Below are 17,336 nucleotides of genomic sequence, written 5' to 3'. Positions count from 1 at the left end.
GAAAGTTCCCGGGTTTTTTTGTGCTTACTTCTTCCCAAACAATTCCTTGAACCGCGCGGCGGACTGCGGAAACTCGGTGACCTCGTTGCCGGCAATGCCGGGAGAAAGCTGATGATGGCCATCGCCCGCCTGCACATCGAAGTAGCAGTGGAAGTACACCCGGTTGGTCGGGTTTGTTATGAAGGCGTGCATCTGCTCAACAAAAAACACGTTGTCGAGGCCGCCGTGTTTGTCGCCCCGATTGTTCACGCCCCATTCCGGGATGGAAAACGGTTTGCGATGTGCTGTTGCAAAATTCTTCCAGAACATCAGCCCGTGATCCCCGTGTAACAGCACCTTCTCCCAAACCGCACGGCGGCGGGATGCAATTTCGGAGACGGAAGCCCCCTCCGGCCAGGGATAGGTGTCCTTCATCCAGGATTCGTCATACACATCCAGCCCAACGATGTCCACGTACTCATCCCCCGGCCACGCTTTTTCGGAGGGAAACTGTTGCCAACCCATCGCCGGATTCCAGCAGAACTGCAACTCCTTGGTGCCAGGAACCGCGCGCATGGTGGTGACAATCTGCCGCCAATATCCAGCGTAGGCATCGGGATTTTTACCCGCGCGCCAAGTGTACCAGCCGCCGTTGAATTCCCAGCCCAGCCGCAGCACGCTATCCGTCAGCTCATACTTGACCAGGTTTTCCGCCAGCCGTTTGAAATGCTCGTTGTACTCGCCTTTGGCTCCGGCTTCCAACGAAACGGGCGTTTTGGTCCCATTGCTTTGCTTGGGACCACTCAAATCCCACGGGCCTGGCAGCAGACAAATGGATAATACCAACCGCCGACCTACGGCACCTTTCTTCCATTTGGACCACTCGCCCAGTTGCCACCCGCCGCCCTCGACGTTGTCCCGCCATTGTTCATTGGGAGTAAAGTCTTCCGCCCAGACGACGGGCAGGTTCATCCATTTGGCAAACGCCTCGTTGGCCATGGCACCACCCTTTTTATTGGCCGCCCCCCAGCGATACGCGGCGGGGTAGGGCGATCCGGTCTCAGGAAATTTTTCGCCGCCCGATACTGACATCCAGGCTGTCCCCAGCAGTATCACCACGGCACTTGGCCAGAATCCATGTTTCATGACGTTTTAATGATGCTTTTCAGCCGCAGCCACAGGCTTCGACCGCTCGCGTTTTTTCTTTTTTTTCGGCGTGTGCTTGCTCAATTTGATTGTTTTATACGGCACTGGGTCTTCGCACAAGGCGTACTCAGGCAACCCCACTTCGGAGGATGCTTGGCGTTTCAGCCAGAGGCGCGATAGAGTATGCTCCGCCTTGGACAAGGTCAACGGGGGAATCCAGTGGTTCGTTTGGTTGTAACTTTTTTGAGGGTCCATGCGTCATAAGTAGCGTACAATGTTTATGTTTCGGAAATGGCCGTTATGAAGTGTGTAAAGACAAAAGCCTTTACGTTGATTGAGCTGCTGGTGGTGATCGCCATCATTGCCTTGCTCGCAGGCATGTTGCTGCCCGCACTGGCCAAGGCCAAGGAATCCGCCCGCAAAATCCAATGCCTGAACAGCATGCGCCAGTTGGGCATGGGCTTTCGCATTTACATTGATGATAACAGCGGGCATCTACCGCCCCGTTCCCATCCCAAACGCTGGCCGCATCGAATCGCCGATACCATCGTGGATTATAAGCTGTTGCATTGCCCCGATGATATTCCGGTGCCGGAAAACATCTGGGACGGCAATGTCGTGGATACCGTGACTGGCCAGACCAATGGGCAGCTTTATCCGTTTGATTATTACCCCCGCAGCTACTTCTACAATTCCTGGAATGATTATTACGAGGGCCTTGCCATATATCAGGATCCGGGGGTTATCAACTGGCGGGCGATGGCGGCCACAAACGAAATCTCAATCACCGAAAATGAAATCACCGACCCCTCGGATACCTGTATGCTGGCTGAAAAAGAATCCAGCGTTGGGGATCAATACCTGGATATTTCCACCTACGAAGATATGAACAAGGTAGATCAGTCGCGCCACATGAATACGACCAAGTCGCCTGGCGATGGCGGAGCCAACTACATCTATGTGGATTGCCATGCCGCTTACGAACGATGGGGCCGCACCATCTGGCCGGTCAACAAGTGGCGGTACAAGCACTAAAGTTACTAACGGATTTTATGCGGGTTGGCAGTCCTGCTGATCCACCCTTCAAACCCCAAGCTGCATTACCGACTGTTACCCCAACGGCCTCACGGTAAAGTGATGCGTATCGGTGATTCTCCCCTCAATAATGGAGGAGACTCATGGAAATATCCAACGAAACTCCGTCACATGTGCTATTATTGGGCATGGGTTGAGCGAACTGACCCTGCTTATGAAGCGCATTCTGCCAATTATCGCGCTGGTGTTGGGATTGTCGGTTACCCTTTATTGGGCAGCCGCTGGTGCGAATCGTGGCTGGACAAAAACCAGCGTGCCCGTGAAGACGCTGGACGAGGTGACTGGCATTGAGGGGATCACCTACCAGAAGCGATTTGTTCCCGGTCTGGATTTTCTGGGATGCGGCTGGCTGGGCGCAGGAATCCTGGCTGGCGTTTCCCTGCTGTTCCGTAAAACCATCAATACAAACACAACCTGAAATCACATGAAAAGAAACCTCGCACTATTAACGTTCGTTCTGGCGGTGGGCAGCAGTGCGCTGGCAGCGCCGCAAACGTTCGACTTCAAAGATCCAAAAAGCGTGAACAACGCCGTCTTCAAACTCGACGCCCCGCTGGAGGCCATCAATGGCAGCGCCAACGGAATCACCGGCACGGTGGAATTCGATCCGGAAAATCCGGCGAATACCAAAGGCAAAATCGTTGTGACAGCAAACACCCTGCAAGTACCCAACCCGATCATGAAAGGTCACCTGCACGGCGAACAGTGGCTGAACGTGGAGAAATTCCCGGAGATCACCTTTGAAACCACTTCCGTGAAGAACGCGAAAAACGAGGCCGGCACCACCACGGTGGAGGTCACCGGCAACTTCACGCTCAAAGGGGTGACCAAGGAATTAACCGTGCCGGTGAAACTGACCTACCTGAAAGACAAGCTGGCCGCCCGCACCAACGGCCAGATGAAAGGTGATCTGCTCGTCATCCGTGCCAATTTCAGCATCAAGCGCAGCGACTTCAACCTCAACCCCGCCGCGCCGCAGGACAAGGTTGCGGACACCATAGACCTGACCCTGAGCATCGCGGGCGCCTGCGCCAAATAAGGGTGTCACTTCTCAAATGCGCCAAGGTTGGGACGGGGACCATGAAACGGAAATCCCACATCAACGCCTTTGCCAACCAACGGGCTGCCGTCCGCCAGATGGAGCAAGGTAATTACGGGTAGGTCGCCGTTGGGCTGGCGCGGCTTGATCAACTGCGCTTCATCGAGGCTGAGGAAATCCTGGTCGGTAACCTTCAAGTCCATGGTGAACGAGTTGTTCGCAGCGTCACTTTTGGCGGCGTCCAGTTGGGTCAGGTCCGAGCGCCCTTTGAAGGCCAGGTTGTTGCGGAGCTTGTGCCCGTGGCCGGGCACATCCGTATGATTATCGGCCAACCGGCAAAGCATGTTGAAGTTCGCCCCATTACGGTACCCGGTGTTATTAAACCAGTCGCTGCCACCCAGATGATGATTCGAGTAGAAGCCGCTGGCCTTGTTGCGGACGGCGAGGCAGAAACGCACAGTATGCCGGGGGATGGTTTTGGGCAGCCGGTCCACCGCAGTTGAGCCATACCCACCCGCCTTGAAGCCGTTCCCGTCGCCAAGGCTTTTAAAGGTTGGCGAGAACCCGTTGTAGAACGCCCAGCAATTTTCAAACGTGACGGACTCATGCGCATTGATGCAGTCAAAGCCGTCGTCGCTGTTGAACCAGGCGCGGCATCCCCGGAATACATTCCCGGTGCCGCCCGCCGGCGGATGACAACCAAAACCATCCGTGTTGCCACCCCGCCCATCCTCGGAAACATAATCGTGATTCCGGTAGGCGTCGCAGTTTAGAAAAAGGTTATCCGAACCCTTGATGCTATAAATGCCGATGGCCTGGCCGTCATGCATGCTCAGCCGCTCATAGATATTATGGCTGCCTTCATTGTCGAAACAGATGGATTGGGTGTGCCCCTTGAGCGTCACCTGCACGCCGATGACCTCCAGCCCCTTCAGATGTATCCACGAGCCTGTCACAAAAAAGGCGGTGACGCGCAGTTCTGGTTTTACTCGGGAGAAATCGAACACGGGCGTTTCCTTCTCATACGCCCAGTAGCGGATGGGTTTATCTTGGGTGCCGCTTTTATCCAGCAGCGTGACATAAGCCCAAATGCGATATTTTTTGGCGATCTGACTTTCCACCATGACATAGGTGCCGCCCCGGATAAATACGGTGTCGCCTGCTGCGACGGCATCCTGGGCGCGCTGGATGCTGGCAAACGGCTTTTCCTGCGTGCCGGCGTTGGCATCATTGCCGGTGGGGGCGACAAAGAAGTTGGCAGCCTGGATACCCCTACCAAACCCTACCAAGAAGGCTGATAACAATAAAAGACCAAACGGCTTTCTGAATATAGTTGCGATCATACTCGGTGATTGTTTTCCATCGGTCATACCGACGGTGTTCGTGCCCGAAAGTTTGTCCGTCGGTGGGTTGGGCGGCAAGTCTTCTTTTTCATCGGGATTGAGAGGTGAAAAATTATAGCATAGTGCTCCGAGAGGACGAATAAGACGTATGGGAAAAGGAGAATGATTCGCGAGGAATCGCGAGTTTGGCGGACGGACGTTAGCAGCAAACGTGTTTGACGCGATCCAGGTTTTACGCTTTACTTACAGCATTGAGTACCAAAGGTCATGAGACATGCGCGACGCGACCCGGCTGGATCTGCGGCCTGGTGTTGTTTTTAACCAGCACCGCCAGCTCCGTTGAACCCCTGGCCACTCCAACTCCCCTACCCCTCCCAGAAGCTGCCTTGTACGGGGAGGTGTGGTCGAGGATCTCCGAGCCATGGACCGGCGATTTGGATGGCATGGTTCAACGCCGATTCATCCGCGTGCTCGTCCCGTTCAGCCGCATGTACTACGATATCACACGCGGACAGCAATCCGGCATCAGTTATGAATTTGCGAGAGAGTTTGAAAAAGTCCTCAATCAAAAATTGCAAACCGGCACGTTAAAAGTACAGGTCGTTTTTATTCCAGTCGCGCGGGATCGGTTAATTCCGGACTTGGTGGCCGGGCGCGGAGACTTGGTGGCCGTGATGTTGGCCGCCACCCCGGACCGACTGGCCCAGGCGGCCTTCTCCACTCCCTTTGCCACCGAGGTCAAAGAGGTGGTGGTGACCGGACCGGCGGCACCTGTCTTACGGTCACTGCGCGATCTGGCGGGACGGGAAGTGGTGGTGCGCCCTTCCAGCAGCGCGCGGCGAAGCCTGGAAAAACTGAATCAGACGCTGGCTACCGCTGGCGCGGAAGCCGTGCGCATTGGCGAGGCGAATGAGAATCTGGAAGACGAGGATTTGCTCGAACTGGTACAGGCCGGCGCACTGAACATCAGCGTTACCGATGAATATACGGCGCGCCTGTGGAGCCGGGTGTATCCCCAGCTAATCGTGCATGAAGCGTTTCCGCTCAGCACGGGCGGTTCCGTGGGCTGGGCGATGAGGAAGAATAGCCCGGCATTGAAGACGGTGGTGGATGAATTTGCGCAGCAGCATAAAAAAGGCACGCTGTTCGGCAACATCATGATCAACCGTTTCCTGCGCAGCACCAATTATCTGAGCAACCCCATTTCGACCGAGGATTTGCAGCGGTTTAACGAGGGCAAGGCGCTGCTGCAACAATATGCGCAGCAGTACCGGCTGGACTGGTTGTTGGTGGGCGCGCAGGCGTATCAGGAATCGCACTTCAATCAAAACGCCCACAGCGCTTCAGGAGCGGTGGGCGTGATGCAAGTTCTACCCGCCACGGCGGCGGGACATCCCATTTACCTAGATAACATGGAACGGTTGGAAAACAACCTGCACGCCGGTACGAAATATCTACGCTGGTTGATGGACCAATATTTTCGCGATCCCCAAATGGACGAACTGAACCGGCAATTATTCGCACTGGCAGCCTACAACGCGGGGCCGGGCCGAGTCTCAACGTTGCGCCGCAAGGCCACCGCGCAGGGATTGGACGCCAATAAGTGGTTTTACAATGTTGAAATTGTCGCGGCCAGGGACATCGGACGGGAGACGGTGCAATACGTCAGCAACATCATGAAATATTACCTCGCGTACAAACGCTATGTGGAGCAGGACGCCTTGAAATCAAAAGTGCGCCAATCGGTCATCACGGACAAAGTTAAACCGTAACCTGGGCGGCAATGGGTGGCATTCACAGGTTTCCAGAAATTTACTAGCGAAGAAACAGGGGCTTGCGGTATGTTGTGGCCGCAATTGAATCAGCCGGTTTGATGAACACACCACACCGTATTGGCCTTGGGTACACCCGCAGAGGGTGCCCCGGGTTATTGCCCCCCCCGCGTAGCCGTCGAGGTAAGGAGACGGACCCCGGCGCTCTCGGCTTTCGACTTTCGGCTTTCGGAAGCGCCCGTCTGTCAATACGCGGTACCAAGTTCATTGGCAGACTACCACTTTGTTTCAGGAGGCTGGGGTGCCTTGCCTCGATAGCTGCAAATGGTGTGCTGACGGGAGACCTGATTTCATGAACTTTCTGGCTCCAGCCGCGTTTGCCTTTCTGGCCGCACTGCCGATTGTAGTGGTGTTTTACCTCCTCAAGCGCAAACGGGTGGTCAAACTCATTCCCAGCACCGTTCTTTGGCAGCGTTTCCTGGCGGAAACTCAGGCCAGCGCGCCCTTCCAGCGGCTGCGCCATAACTGGTTATTGTTAATGCAATTGTTAATTCTGTTGCTGGTGATCTTTGCCTTGGCCCGGCCATTCTTTGCCGGCGAGGTAAAAAGCAGCCGGTTGCAGGTGATGATTCTCGATGCCTCCGCTTCCATGCAAAGCACCGATGTGAAGCCCTCCCGTTTCGAGGTGGCACGCGCACAAGCCCTCAAATGGGTGGACAGCTTGCGCGATCTGGACCAAATGATCGTGGTACAGGCAGCGGCCAATACCGAGGTCAAGCAGTCAGCCACCACCAGCAAGGCCGCCTTGCGCCGCGCACTGGAAGCCTGCACCGTCACCGACTCGCCAACCCGCTTGGGGGAAGCGCTCAAACTGGCCGAAACCTTGATAAAAAACCAGGCGGAGGCGGAGGTTCACCTGTTCAGTGATGGCGCCATCCCCAACTTGGGCGAACTGGAAAACCGCGATCTGCCACTCACATTTCACCGGGTGGGAAATGCCTGTAGAAATCTCGGCATTGTGTCCCTGGATGTCCGGATGAACCCGGAAAATGTGATTCAACGCGCCGTGTTTGCCAGCATTTTGAACCCGACCACCAACGCGCAAACGGCGGAAATCGAACTACTGCTGGACGGACGCCGCATGGAAACCCGCCCCATCACGGTGCTGCCCACCAATACGTTGCCACTGATCTTTACAGCGGACCAGGCACACGATGGTATTTTCACGCTGCGCATCGTAACGCCCGATGATTTAGCCGCCGATAACGAGGCTTCCATCGTCAGCCGGCTTCCACAACCGGTAAAAATCCTGCTGGTCAGCAAAGGTAACCGGTTCCTCGATAAAGCCCTGCGTGGCGCGGCCAACACCGAGGTGACGGTGGTCGCGTCGCTCACCAGCAAGGCAGAGGGATACGATCTAGTGGTGCTGGATGACGTAACGCCGGCGGTGTGGCCGGATGTCAACTTGCTGGCGATTCACACGCAGCCTGCCACTTGGTTCACCAACCTGTCCCGCTTGACCGCCCCCCCCATACTGGACTGGCGGCAAAATCATCCCTTAATGCGCTATGTGAATTTTGACAATGTGCAGATCGCGGAATCGCTGGCAGTGGAATTTCCCGCCTGGGGCGTGGCGGTGGCGGATTCGCGCACAACCCCGTTGATTGTTGCTGGCAGCCAGAATCGGCGTCGCCTCATCTGGATTGGCTTCGACACGTTGCAGAGTACCTGGCCGTTGCGCATTTCGTTTCCCATCTTCATGGCCAACGCCGTCGAATGGCTTAACCCGGCAGGCATTAGCGCCAGCCAGCTCACCATCAAAACCGGAGAGCCTTTCCGGCTGACGCTGGCCCAAACACCCGCCACTGCGCGCATCGTGCGTCCAGATGGCATCACCGTCCCGGTAGCCATGGAATCTGGCACGCGGGAAATCGTGTATGGGGATACGCTTAAAGCGGGCATCTACCGCTTGAAAACCGACACGAACGAGGTCGCATTTTGCGTGAACCTCCTGGACGCAGCGGAAAGTGCCACCATGCCGCACGAAGAATTAAAACTGGGGCACTACAAGCAGGTGGCGGCCAGCACGGGAAAGCGAGCCAGCCTGGAACTCTGGCGTTGGGTCGCGGTCGCCGGGTTGTTAATTCTGCTATTTGAGTGGTGGTATTATCATAAACGCACCGCATGAATCAGGGTGATACCATCCCCGAATGGAACAACAACAGGATCCTTTTCCTGTTGGCCATCATCGGCATTGCCTTGGGCTTTTCCGCCTGTACCGGCGGAAAAAACGGCGAAGTGGTCGTCTATGCGGCCCAGGACCAGGAATACGCCGAACCGATCCTAAAACAGTTCACCAAAGAAACAGGCATCCAGGTTAAAACGTTGTTTGATAGTGAAGCGGTAAAAACCGTCGGCCTCGCCAACCGGCTGCTGGCGGAGACGAATCGTCCGCAGTGCGATGTTTTTTGGGGTAACGAAGAAATGCGTACCCGCCAGTTGGCGGCGCGCGGTGTCTTTCGGGAGAAAGGGGTGGCGGGATTTGGTTTTCGCAGCCGCCGTCTGGTGGCCAATACCAACCTGATCACCAAACTCAACCTGCGCACGACGGTGACATTGGCTCAGCTCACGAACCGCATCTGGCAGGGGAAAATTGCGCTGGCCTACCCGCTCTACGGCACCACCGCCGCCCACTTTCATGCCTTGCGCCAACACTGGGGCGAACGTGCATGGCTGGACTGGTGCCAGGCGTTACAAGCCAATCGCCCGCTCCTGGTGGATGGCAACTCCGTGGTGGTTAAATTGGTTGGCCGTGGCGAAGCGTATCTTGGGCTTACCGACTCAGACGACATTTTGGCCGGACAACGCGAGGGCCTGCCCATTGTCTCACTGCCCATGACCGGGGAATCCCTGCTGATTCCCAATACTGTCGCCATTGTTCGCGGCGCACCGCATGGCCCCGAGGCGGATCGCCTATTCAAATATCTGCAACGCTCCGATATCATCGAGAAACTCGTAACCACAGGCGCGTTGGAGGGCACATCTGCTGGCATACGTCCCCACCTCCAAGTGTCATGGGAAACGCTCCTGCGCGACCTTGAAGCAACCAATGAAAAGCTGAAAGCGATTTTCCTGCGGTGATCAAATCAGGCACGAATTGCCCAGCGTAATTTGGCGCTAGCGGCGCGTGGATTGGAGTGAACCTCATCGGGCGAAGCCCGGATCACACTCTCGGACACAACCCCATACACTCCTTGCCGACGCCCCGCTTGGAACGCGAGTTTCACCCGGCGATCTTCGCCAGAGTGAAACGTCAACACCACCGCCCGTCCGCCCGGATTCAAGCACCCAGGCAAAAATCGCAGAAACGTTTCCAAGGCCGAAAACTCCTCGTTCACCGCAATTCGCAGCGCTTGAAAAACGCGCCGAACGGGCATATCTCCCGCTTGTGCTTGTACCGACTTTGGCAACGACCGGAGCGCCTCCCGGATCACGGTGACCAGTGTGAGGGTGGTTAAAGGCTGAATGGTTCGCGCGCGTGCAATGGCGGCGGCAATCAGGGCGGCATGCGGTTCATCGGCATTGGCCGTCAAAAGCGCGGCCAAATTGGATTCCGAAATTGCGGCCAACAGAGCCGAAGCGGGCTGCCCTTTCTGCGGATTCATGCGCATATCCAATGGACCATCCAGCTTGAAACTGAAACCGCGCGCCGGATCGTCCAACTGCATGGAGCTGCAGCCCAGATCGGCAAGCAGGAGATCCACTCCAGACACCCCCTGCTCTGCCAGCACGCGCGGCAGCCCGGCATAATTCGAGGCGCAAACTCTCAGACACTCCGCTCCAAATCCCATGGTCCGCAACCGACTCTCGGTCTTCGGCAGTTCCACCGGATCCGTATCCACGCCAATCAGCCGGCCACCAGGCAAAATCCGCCGCAAAATTTCGGCGGCATGCCCCCCAAATCCAAGCGTGACATCCACCGCCAGCAGACCGGGAGCGGGTTGCAGAGCGGCCAACACTTCCGCCACCATGATCGGGCGGTGCGTACCGGCGGGCGTTTTTCCCGACGCGATGACTTTAGCCACCGTATCGGGATATTTTTCGGGATTGAGTTCCTTGTATTTCTCGTGAAACTTCCGGGGATTCTTCCCCGAATAGCGAGGTCGGCGCCGATGCGGGATAGCTCCCCCGGATTTGATCAATGGCGGTTGAATTTCTTCCGGCATGTGACAGCAATATGGAATTGTGGACCGCGCCTCGATCCTAACGCAGCAGCCAATAAATCAAGGCCACCTGCAGCAGGCATAACCCGGCGAGGGCCAACCAAGTAAGCAATTCACGGCCCACCAGACTGCGGGCACACGTTTCACTCAGCCAAAATTGCAGTTTCACCGCGCCAATTTCAATCAGGTCACCGTGCCGCAAATCGGTCTCGGTCGCCGTGTGCCCGCTAATGGCGACATGTGCGTCGCCCAATGGTTTGAGCCGAATGGCTCCATTGCTTGCGGGAGCCAACTCAAAGTGCCGATCCCAGACTCCGGCATCGTGCAGCACCAAATCCGAATCCGCCGCGCGTCCGATCCGGAAAGGAAAATGGCGGGCCACCACTTTGGCACCCGCCTGCTTTCCGCTTAGAACTGTCAGTTGAATCATGCCTGGCTAAAACAACAGTAATCAAACCATCCGCGCTTATTTAACCAACCGACCAAACAACCCGATTACCACTTACGCATATTCACTTCGATTTTATCATTGGGATAAATCGGCACGTCCTTGGTGGGGGTGGTCAGTGCTTTTTCGCAATCCACCTTTTCGAGTTTTCCAGTCGCCCGTTTGATGAGTACCGATTTTTTATTCGCATAGTCCGTAAACCCACCGGCAGCATCAATGGCTTTGAGGATGGTGATTTCACTGACGTAAGGAAACTTGCTCGGAGATCTGACTTGGCCACCGACATAATAAAAACGATCCGCATATTGAATGTTAACCGTCAGGTACACGAAATACTTGGGAACATAAAGCTTCTGGATTTCATCCTCGAGCGCTTTGACCTTTTTGTTGGCCGCCTGCACGGAACCAATATGCGGCAAGGTGATGGTGCCATCCTCTTTGATGCGTTGTTCAACCTGAGGCAGCGCGGCAGGACCAGTCAACGTGATGCGCAAGGATTCACCCACCAGCACGGTGTCCCCGTCTGGTGGCGGAGTGGCTGGCCCCGGTTTATTGGTTTCCGTGGCACAGCCAAGCAATAAACACGCCACGGCAACCAAGCAACCCCCGCCCGCCCAGCGTCCCAAATTGTTGTGTAGTGACTTTAACATAGTGGCAAACTCAACCTTGTTGTCCGCGGCGCGTCAATATTTTTGTTTAATTTCAGGACTGGCGGCCGCCTTGGCGGCGTTCTTGTCCGCGCTGGGTTTCTTGGTCTCCTTATCAGAGGTATCCAAGTTTTCCTTGCTGCTGTAATAATCCTCAAAGTAACCGCTGTAATAGTAGTAATTCTCGTCCTGCGACATATTGATGTTGTTCAAGACGATGCCGAGCAGGTTGCCGCCGACCTTCTCGACCAACTGTTTGGCGCGGATGGTCATCGGCTGCGGATAACGGCGGTATTGAATGACCTGAAGGGTCATATCCACCATGCTGGCGAGCACCGACGCATCACTCACACCCATGATGGGCGGAGAATCAAAGAAGACGAAATCATAACGGCGCTTGAGTTCATAGACCAGTTCCTTCATCTGTGGTGAACTCAAAATACCGATGGAACTGCTGGGGAGTTTGCCGCTGGGCATGAAATCCAGCGTGGGGATGGGCGTCGTCTGGATCACTTCCACCAAGGAGTTCTGCTTGAGCAGGCAACTAGTCAACCCAATTGAATTGGAAACCTTAAACAGTTTGTGAAGGCTGGGACGGCGCAGATCGGAATCCACAATCAACACCCGTGAACCGTTCTGCGCAAAAATAGTGGCCAAGTTAAACAACGTGGTGGACTTGCCCTCACCCGCGCCACCGCTCACCAGCGTAATGGTATTTAAGCGGTCGTCTTTGCGCGAAAACAACAGGTTGGTGCGCAAAACCCGGTACGGTTCGGCATGCGGGCTTTCCGGGCCGGCCTCCAAGAGAATGGAGACATTTTGCGGAATAACTCCGAGCACCGGTGCCTGCAGCGCCCGCTCAACATCATCAATCGTCTTCACACTGGTGTCGAGATACTCAATGAAGAATGCCAAGCCAACGCCAAGAATCAAGCCCACCACCACCCCCAGGCTGATGTTCAAGGTTTTATTCGGACGCACCGGCGTCATGCTGGGCTCAGCATTATCCACCACTTTCACCATCGAAGAGGTGGGCATTTTTAAATTATCCACCTCCACTTGGCTGACGCGCAAACTCAGGGCGTTCTTAATCTGCTTGGCCATCTCCAAATTTTCCTTGGCCGCCTGATACGGACGAATTTTCTCGATGGCAATGCGCTCCTTGCGTTTGGCGTCCTCGACCTGGTCCGTAAGTGTTTTGGCGCGTGACGTGTATGAAGCGAGCCGGGTGGACAAACCCGAAAGGACACCTTCCAACCGCTCATTGATTTGCGCTTCACATGTTTGAATCAATTTATTAATGCGTAGCACCTCCGGGTGCTCCGCGCCATAATCAGGCGCCAGCAAAGCCTGCTTTTGTTTGGCGGAATTGTAATCGGTCAGCAACCCCTGCAACAAGGGGTCAGGCACAGCAATCGGAATGGTTTTTCTCAATTCGTCACGACTTTTATCCTTCAACTCATTATAGAGTTTCTCGAGTTGCACCTTATCCGCGTCCGCCTCGACGCGCAACCCCTCCAAGCGGCGCAACGTGTCCTGATCCAACGTGCCAGCCATGCGCATGCTGTACGGGTCAATTTCACTAATTTCAAGCTGTTTGCTGAGGTAATCCACCTGCGCCTGCAGCCGCTCCACTTCGTTACTCTTGCCCCGCAATTGTTCTTCCAAACTCGCGATGCCGCGGGTGGCCAAATCTTTACGGCTTTCCTGCCGATACTCCTTGTACGCTTGCGCGACGGTATTGGCAATATCAGCGGCCTCCTGGCGATCCTCGCTAAACACCCGGATTTCAATCAGGGTGGTGTTGCGGGACTGGCTCAAGCTAACCTTCCGCCGCAGGATGCCGAAGGTTTCATCCGTACGTAACGGTTGGTCGGGGGTGCTATAACGGCGGGTATATTTTTCGTTGAGATTTAATTTTTCGATCACCCGATAAAGGATGATTTGAGACTGCATGATTTCAAACTGCGTCTGCATCCAATAAGGGTCAAATCCCGAAGCGGCTTGGCGGCCGCCGCCCAACCCCTCCACGTCCAAGGTGTCTTTGTCCACCTCAATGCGCGCCGTGCTCGAATACGATTCGGTGAGAAAGAATGTCACCATGGTGGTGGTCATGACGACCAGCAGGAAAACAGCAAAAATCACTGTCTTGCGCACCCGTATAATACGCCAATAATCCAAGAAATGCAGCTTGGTCTCAGGAGCAGCTTGAACAGAATAACCTTTACTATTGTCCATAATGACTAAAATTAAAGGGAGGCTAGATTATTTTTCTCCAGCCTCCCATCTCGCCAAATCGATTGCGTGGCTTATAAGGTAGCTTTAATCCCCAGCCAGAAATAATTCCGATGATAGGCACGCTGCTCACCTGGAGCGGCTGGCAAATCAGAGGGCACGACATCGAAGTTATAACCGGCCTCAAGGCTTAAATTCCGGTTAAACTGATACGCCCCACCCAAACTCGCATTTAAGCTGCGCTCGTGGGTATTCTCGTAAGGACCACCACGGAAAGCACCATACTGAGCGGAAAGCATGCCATTGACTGAGAGTTTCTTAGTCACTTCATGATTAAGGCTCAAATACGCCATGCTGGTCTCCTGGTCCATCGTAAGGCTGCCAGTCCCGGGTTGAGCCCCGGCCAAATCAGTGGCTGAACGAGTATGGCGGAATCCCAATTGCAGCATCGAACCTTCTGCATATCGGTAGGAAGCCGCAAGGTCGGCATAAGGATTGGTGCGCGTGGGAGTGTTTTGGCGGATGTAACTAACCGTCATCGCCCCAACGCGAAGCCAGCCACTCAGCTTGGGATTGAACGTGTGTTCCAATCCGACAAAGTAGAAATGACTGCGACTATCACGGGCATCGGGCATATAGGTCCGCACATTGCCAGCACCGTCCACCCACTGTGCCAATATGTCCCGACTCTCCGTATAAGATACATCCTGAAATTGATACCCGACCAGCGCGGTGGTGTCCGTCTTCACATCGTACCGCAGCGACACAGAAGGCAACTGTTCCATGCGATTCAGCTTGGCCGCATACGAATTGGGAGGAGTTCCACCGGGAGGGGTTACCCAGTTATGGTTGTTGTCGTGATATGAAAACAAGGTATTGGCATACCCAAGCGTGTAACCCAATTGGTCGCTCATCTTGCTGCGCCACTCAACGGAACCGGTATTGCGAATATTGCTGCCATCCGTGCGCTGCTGAAGACCACCCCCCTGATCTTGGTTCAATATTTGTGGCTCTTGCGCAATGGCAAAGTATTCCGTTACCGTCAACGTGGAGATGTCCGAGACCTTATGCACCACACTGGCGTTGAACAGGTGATAGTGGTCACTGGTGCCACGGCGTTCCTGATGGTGAAAACCATAGGTATATCCAGCCGATATGGTGGTGGCCTCTAAATCCTTATGGATGAAGATAGATGGCTGCACTTCCAAACCGAAGCTGCCTTTGCGCCCATTATCCGTCTCACTACCGCTATAGCGGGACACATAATTATCATCATAGAAGCCGCGCAGCGCCACGGAGGCGCTCCACCATCGTGATGATTGAACGGGATTCAGTGCTAATGAGTTCATGGCCTGCAATCCACCGGCGCTAAGCGCAACCAACCCAACTGATACGATTACTTTATTCATAAAAAATTCGTCTCGTTCTTGCCCACAAATTATATTAACCGGAACTCTTTTAGCCTCCCATCCGAAAGCTGTCAAACGATATTTTTAATTTTTTTTGAGTCTGAACTGGATGAAAAGAGTTTGTCACCAAACTGAAAGCCTCTTCCATTGAGTCCGGCTTTATGGCTGCTTCCATCGGGCGCGGTCCGCCAGGAATAGTTGTTCGGGAAACAGGTCCGCAAACGCCTTGGTCAGGGGGAAACCCTCGGGCACTTCGCGGCGCAACAAGGATTCCGCAATGAAGGCGCCCCAGCCTTGGTTTTCGCCGCGCACCCACTGGGTGATAAACCGATTATCCAAGGTTCGGGCGGTCAAATACAACGCATTGATGCGTCGCTGTTTGTGCAGAAATTGAAATTCCTGCTCGGAGTTTAGGGATAGCCACAGGCAGGTGCGGTGTCCATACCAAGCCACCGCCCAAGGCATGTCGCTCATCATCAGGTCCCCCGGCTGCATCCAATGCGACACGGTCTGGATCACCGGCGGGTTATAGGGGGGGTAAGCCACCGGCGAGGTGCGCGCGGAGAGCCCCAGCCCCAGCGGCAACCAAGCCATGCCGAGGTAGGCTGCCATAAAGACCGGACGCACTTCCCACCCGCCAATGCGCGACTGGCTGACCAGCACGAAGAACAAGGCGGTGCCGTAAAGAAACACCAGCGGGGCCAGGATGATCAATAGGTTTTCGCTGTTCACCTCGGGGGATTCCTCGCTCAGATGCGTGCGGCCGAGGCACTGGGCCAGGATGAACGTCAGGAGGCAAAAGGCCAGGAAATACCGCAGGCGGGAGAGCGAGGTGCTTTTGAACGGCAACAGCAGTCCCACCAAAAAGAACGCCGTGACCCAACTGCCGCCGAAGCGCGGCAGATCGTTGGTCACCATGGTTCGTAAATTTGTCAAGAGTTTATCCGGAATATCACTCACATCCACCCGGCTGAAATCCGGGTCCGCGGAACGCACCAGACGGGTGTCTGGAAAACTATAGGTGCCCTCATGCACACTGTAGCCCGCCGTGCCAAACAACGTTCCGGTCAGCTCATAATTGCGCGCCAGCCAGGGACTGACGGTGGCGCAAAACACGACGCACGTGACCCCGCACAGCAGTAATCGGCGCGTCCCCAAAAAGCTGCCCATGAACAACAGCACCGGGATCAGCAGCCAGCCAAACGCGTAACGTGTCAACATCCCGGCACCGGCCAGACCGCCAAGCACCACCGCCAGCAACAGCATCTTCCAGATGTTCATCAATTGCTCGGCTCCATGTTCGAGCCAGACCAGGCACCAGACAATCCCCAGAAAAATCACCAGTAACAACACGGTCGAATGCCCGGAGAGGGTGAACCGCCACCATAATTCCGATCCCAGCACCGTCAGCGCGCAGAACCATGCAGCGGTATCATCCAGCAGACGCCGGGCGAGGCCCACCAGCATCCACACCGCCAGGAAAAACAATATCTGGTTAAAGATCGCGATCACGAGTTCGGGCTGATACATCTGGAAACGTACCGAGGGGTCAATGGTGTACTCAAACGGCACCAGCAGCATCAGTCCCGCCAGCGCGAAGGGATATCCCGGCGGATTGCTGATGTCGGGATGCGGCGTGGTCAATTGCGCGGGCTTCACCAGCGCATCCGCTTTGGCCTGCTGGTCCGGAGTCCATTTGGTCCGATCCGGCGGCAACCGGCGCAAGAGGTCCTCCAAATCCTGGTTGGCGTGCTTCTGGAGCAGACACAGGCTGAAGGGGCGGATGCATAGCGTGGTATAGCCCTTGCCTTCGGCAAGGTTGCGCGCCAGTTGCGCGGTGTCCATCGCCTCGATGGTGGCAAATCCCCGGTAGGCGCGAAAGTCATACACCACCGCCAGCGCCGTGACCCCCAACAGCAGCACCAGAAACTTCAGATAGTGCGCCCCGCGCCCCGCGCTCCAATGATGAATCCAGTGTTGCAGGCCAAACATAAGTTAAT

General features: G+C 55.4%; 15 protein-coding genes. 6 read left to right on the top strand and 9 right to left on the bottom strand.

Annotation, left to right across the window (positions count from 1 at the left end; all coding sequences use genetic code 11):
• Positions 1–24: 24 nt before the first annotated feature.
• Positions 25–1,125: a glycosyl hydrolase gene (locus WCO56_02905; protein ID MEI7728488.1), complete on the bottom strand. Its 1,101-nt coding sequence runs from the start codon at positions 1,123–1,125 to the stop codon at positions 25–27.
• Between the two features lie 6 nt (positions 1,126–1,131).
• A complete protein-coding gene (locus WCO56_02900; GenBank protein MEI7728487.1) occupies positions 1,132–1,380 on the bottom strand; it encodes a hypothetical protein in 249 nt (82 codons plus the stop codon).
• Positions 1,381–1,425: 45 nt separating this feature from the next.
• On the opposite strand from WCO56_02900, the gene WCO56_02895 reads away from it, so the two are divergent.
• From WCO56_02895 to WCO56_02885, 3 genes are all read left to right on the top strand, one after another.
• Complete coding sequence (locus WCO56_02895) at positions 1,426–2,160, top strand: type II secretion system protein (GenBank protein MEI7728486.1); 735 nt, start codon at positions 1,426–1,428, stop codon at positions 2,158–2,160.
• Between the two features lie 214 nt (positions 2,161–2,374).
• On the top strand, positions 2,375–2,638 hold the full coding sequence (locus WCO56_02890; GenBank protein MEI7728485.1) for a hypothetical protein: 264 nt from the start codon (positions 2,375–2,377) through the stop codon (positions 2,636–2,638).
• Positions 2,639–2,644: 6 nt separating this feature from the next.
• Entirely contained in the window at positions 2,645–3,259 is a 615-nt protein-coding gene (locus tag WCO56_02885) for a YceI family protein (GenBank protein MEI7728484.1), read from the top strand.
• A gap of 5 nt (positions 3,260–3,264) precedes the next feature.
• Here WCO56_02885 and WCO56_02880 read toward each other — a convergent pair whose 3' ends face one another.
• A complete protein-coding gene (locus WCO56_02880; protein ID MEI7728483.1) occupies positions 3,265–4,602 on the bottom strand; it encodes a DUF4990 domain-containing protein in 1,338 nt (445 codons plus the stop codon).
• A gap of 443 nt (positions 4,603–5,045) precedes the next feature.
• On the opposite strand from WCO56_02880, the gene WCO56_02875 reads away from it, so the two are divergent.
• The 3 genes from WCO56_02875 to WCO56_02865 all read left to right on the top strand — a co-directional run bounded on the left by WCO56_02875 (position 5,046) and on the right by WCO56_02865 (position 9,515).
• Positions 5,046–6,374 (top strand): transporter substrate-binding domain-containing protein, encoded by a 1,329-nt coding sequence (locus WCO56_02875; protein ID MEI7728482.1) that lies wholly within the window; start codon positions 5,046–5,048, stop codon positions 6,372–6,374.
• A 352-nt stretch (positions 6,375–6,726) separates the two neighbouring features.
• The gene (locus WCO56_02870; GenBank protein ID MEI7728481.1) at positions 6,727–8,562 is read left to right on the top strand and encodes a VWA domain-containing protein; all 1,836 of its coding nucleotides are present in this window, start codon (positions 6,727–6,729) and stop codon (positions 8,560–8,562) included.
• Positions 8,559–9,515, top strand: coding sequence for a substrate-binding domain-containing protein (locus tag WCO56_02865; GenBank protein ID MEI7728480.1), 957 nt, complete (start codon positions 8,559–8,561; stop codon positions 9,513–9,515). Before WCO56_02870 ends, WCO56_02865 begins: the two co-directional genes overlap by 4 nt.
• 5 nt (positions 9,516–9,520) lie before the next feature.
• Here WCO56_02865 and rsmH read toward each other — a convergent pair whose 3' ends face one another.
• The 6 genes from rsmH to WCO56_02835 all read right to left on the bottom strand — a co-directional run bounded on the left by rsmH (position 9,521) and on the right by WCO56_02835 (position 17,328).
• Positions 9,521–10,600 (bottom strand): 16S rRNA (cytosine(1402)-N(4))-methyltransferase RsmH, encoded by a 1,080-nt coding sequence (gene rsmH / locus WCO56_02860; protein MEI7728479.1) that lies wholly within the window; start codon positions 10,598–10,600, stop codon positions 9,521–9,523.
• Positions 10,601–10,637: 37 nt separating this feature from the next.
• Positions 10,638–11,027: an FHA domain-containing protein gene (locus WCO56_02855; protein MEI7728478.1), complete on the bottom strand. Its 390-nt coding sequence runs from the start codon at positions 11,025–11,027 to the stop codon at positions 10,638–10,640.
• Positions 11,028–11,092: 65 nt separating this feature from the next.
• Positions 11,093–11,695: a polysaccharide biosynthesis/export family protein gene (locus WCO56_02850; protein ID MEI7728477.1), complete on the bottom strand. Its 603-nt coding sequence runs from the start codon at positions 11,693–11,695 to the stop codon at positions 11,093–11,095.
• Between the two features lie 33 nt (positions 11,696–11,728).
• Positions 11,729–13,930 (bottom strand): polysaccharide biosynthesis tyrosine autokinase, encoded by a 2,202-nt coding sequence (locus WCO56_02845; protein MEI7728476.1) that lies wholly within the window; start codon positions 13,928–13,930, stop codon positions 11,729–11,731.
• A 71-nt stretch (positions 13,931–14,001) separates the two neighbouring features.
• On the bottom strand, positions 14,002–15,276 hold the full coding sequence (locus WCO56_02840) for an outer membrane beta-barrel protein (protein ID MEI7728475.1): 1,275 nt from the start codon (positions 15,274–15,276) through the stop codon (positions 14,002–14,004).
• Positions 15,277–15,495: 219 nt separating this feature from the next.
• Positions 15,496–17,328 carry a glycosyltransferase family 39 protein gene (locus tag WCO56_02835; GenBank protein MEI7728474.1) on the bottom strand — a complete coding sequence of 611 codons (1,833 nt, stop codon included), beginning with the start codon at positions 17,326–17,328 and terminating at the stop codon, positions 15,496–15,498.
• Between the last annotated feature and the right edge of the window lie 8 nt (positions 17,329–17,336).

The organism is Verrucomicrobiota bacterium (assembly GCA_037139415.1).
Lineage (GTDB): Bacteria > Verrucomicrobiota > Verrucomicrobiia > Limisphaerales > Fontisphaeraceae > JBAXGN01.
The sequence above is the reverse complement of the archived record's forward strand: the minus strand, read 5'-3'. Positions and strand labels throughout refer to the sequence as shown.

What these genes read in the sequence shown, in the direction of transcription:
- WCO56_02905 (MEI7728488.1), bottom strand. Translation starts at nt 1,125, where the DNA reads ATGAAACATGGATTCTGGCCAAGTGCCGTGGTGATACTGCTGGGGACA.
- WCO56_02900 (MEI7728487.1), bottom strand. Translation starts at nt 1,380, where the DNA reads ATGGACCCTCAAAAAAGTTACAACCAAACGAACCACTGGATTCCCCCG.
- WCO56_02895 (MEI7728486.1), top strand. Translation starts at nt 1,426, where the DNA reads ATGAAGTGTGTAAAGACAAAAGCCTTTACGTTGATTGAGCTGCTGGTG.
- WCO56_02890 (MEI7728485.1), top strand. Translation starts at nt 2,375, where the DNA reads ATGAAGCGCATTCTGCCAATTATCGCGCTGGTGTTGGGATTGTCGGTT.
- WCO56_02885 (MEI7728484.1), top strand. Translation starts at nt 2,645, where the DNA reads ATGAAAAGAAACCTCGCACTATTAACGTTCGTTCTGGCGGTGGGCAGC.
- WCO56_02880 (MEI7728483.1), bottom strand. Translation starts at nt 4,602, where the DNA reads ATGATCGCAACTATATTCAGAAAGCCGTTTGGTCTTTTATTGTTATCA.
- WCO56_02875 (MEI7728482.1), top strand. Translation starts at nt 5,046, where the DNA reads ATGGTTCAACGCCGATTCATCCGCGTGCTCGTCCCGTTCAGCCGCATG.
- WCO56_02870 (MEI7728481.1), top strand. Translation starts at nt 6,727, where the DNA reads ATGAACTTTCTGGCTCCAGCCGCGTTTGCCTTTCTGGCCGCACTGCCG.
- WCO56_02865 (MEI7728480.1), top strand. Translation starts at nt 8,559, where the DNA reads ATGAATCAGGGTGATACCATCCCCGAATGGAACAACAACAGGATCCTT.
- rsmH (MEI7728479.1), bottom strand. Translation starts at nt 10,600, where the DNA reads ATGCCGGAAGAAATTCAACCGCCATTGATCAAATCCGGGGGAGCTATC.
- WCO56_02855 (MEI7728478.1), bottom strand. Translation starts at nt 11,027, where the DNA reads ATGATTCAACTGACAGTTCTAAGCGGAAAGCAGGCGGGTGCCAAAGTG.
- WCO56_02850 (MEI7728477.1), bottom strand. Translation starts at nt 11,695, where the DNA reads ATGTTAAAGTCACTACACAACAATTTGGGACGCTGGGCGGGCGGGGGT.
- WCO56_02845 (MEI7728476.1), bottom strand. Translation starts at nt 13,930, where the DNA reads ATGGACAATAGTAAAGGTTATTCTGTTCAAGCTGCTCCTGAGACCAAG.
- WCO56_02840 (MEI7728475.1), bottom strand. Translation starts at nt 15,276, where the DNA reads ATGAACTCATTAGCACTGAATCCCGTTCAATCATCACGATGGTGGAGC.
- WCO56_02835 (MEI7728474.1), bottom strand. Translation starts at nt 17,328, where the DNA reads ATGTTTGGCCTGCAACACTGGATTCATCATTGGAGCGCGGGGCGCGGG.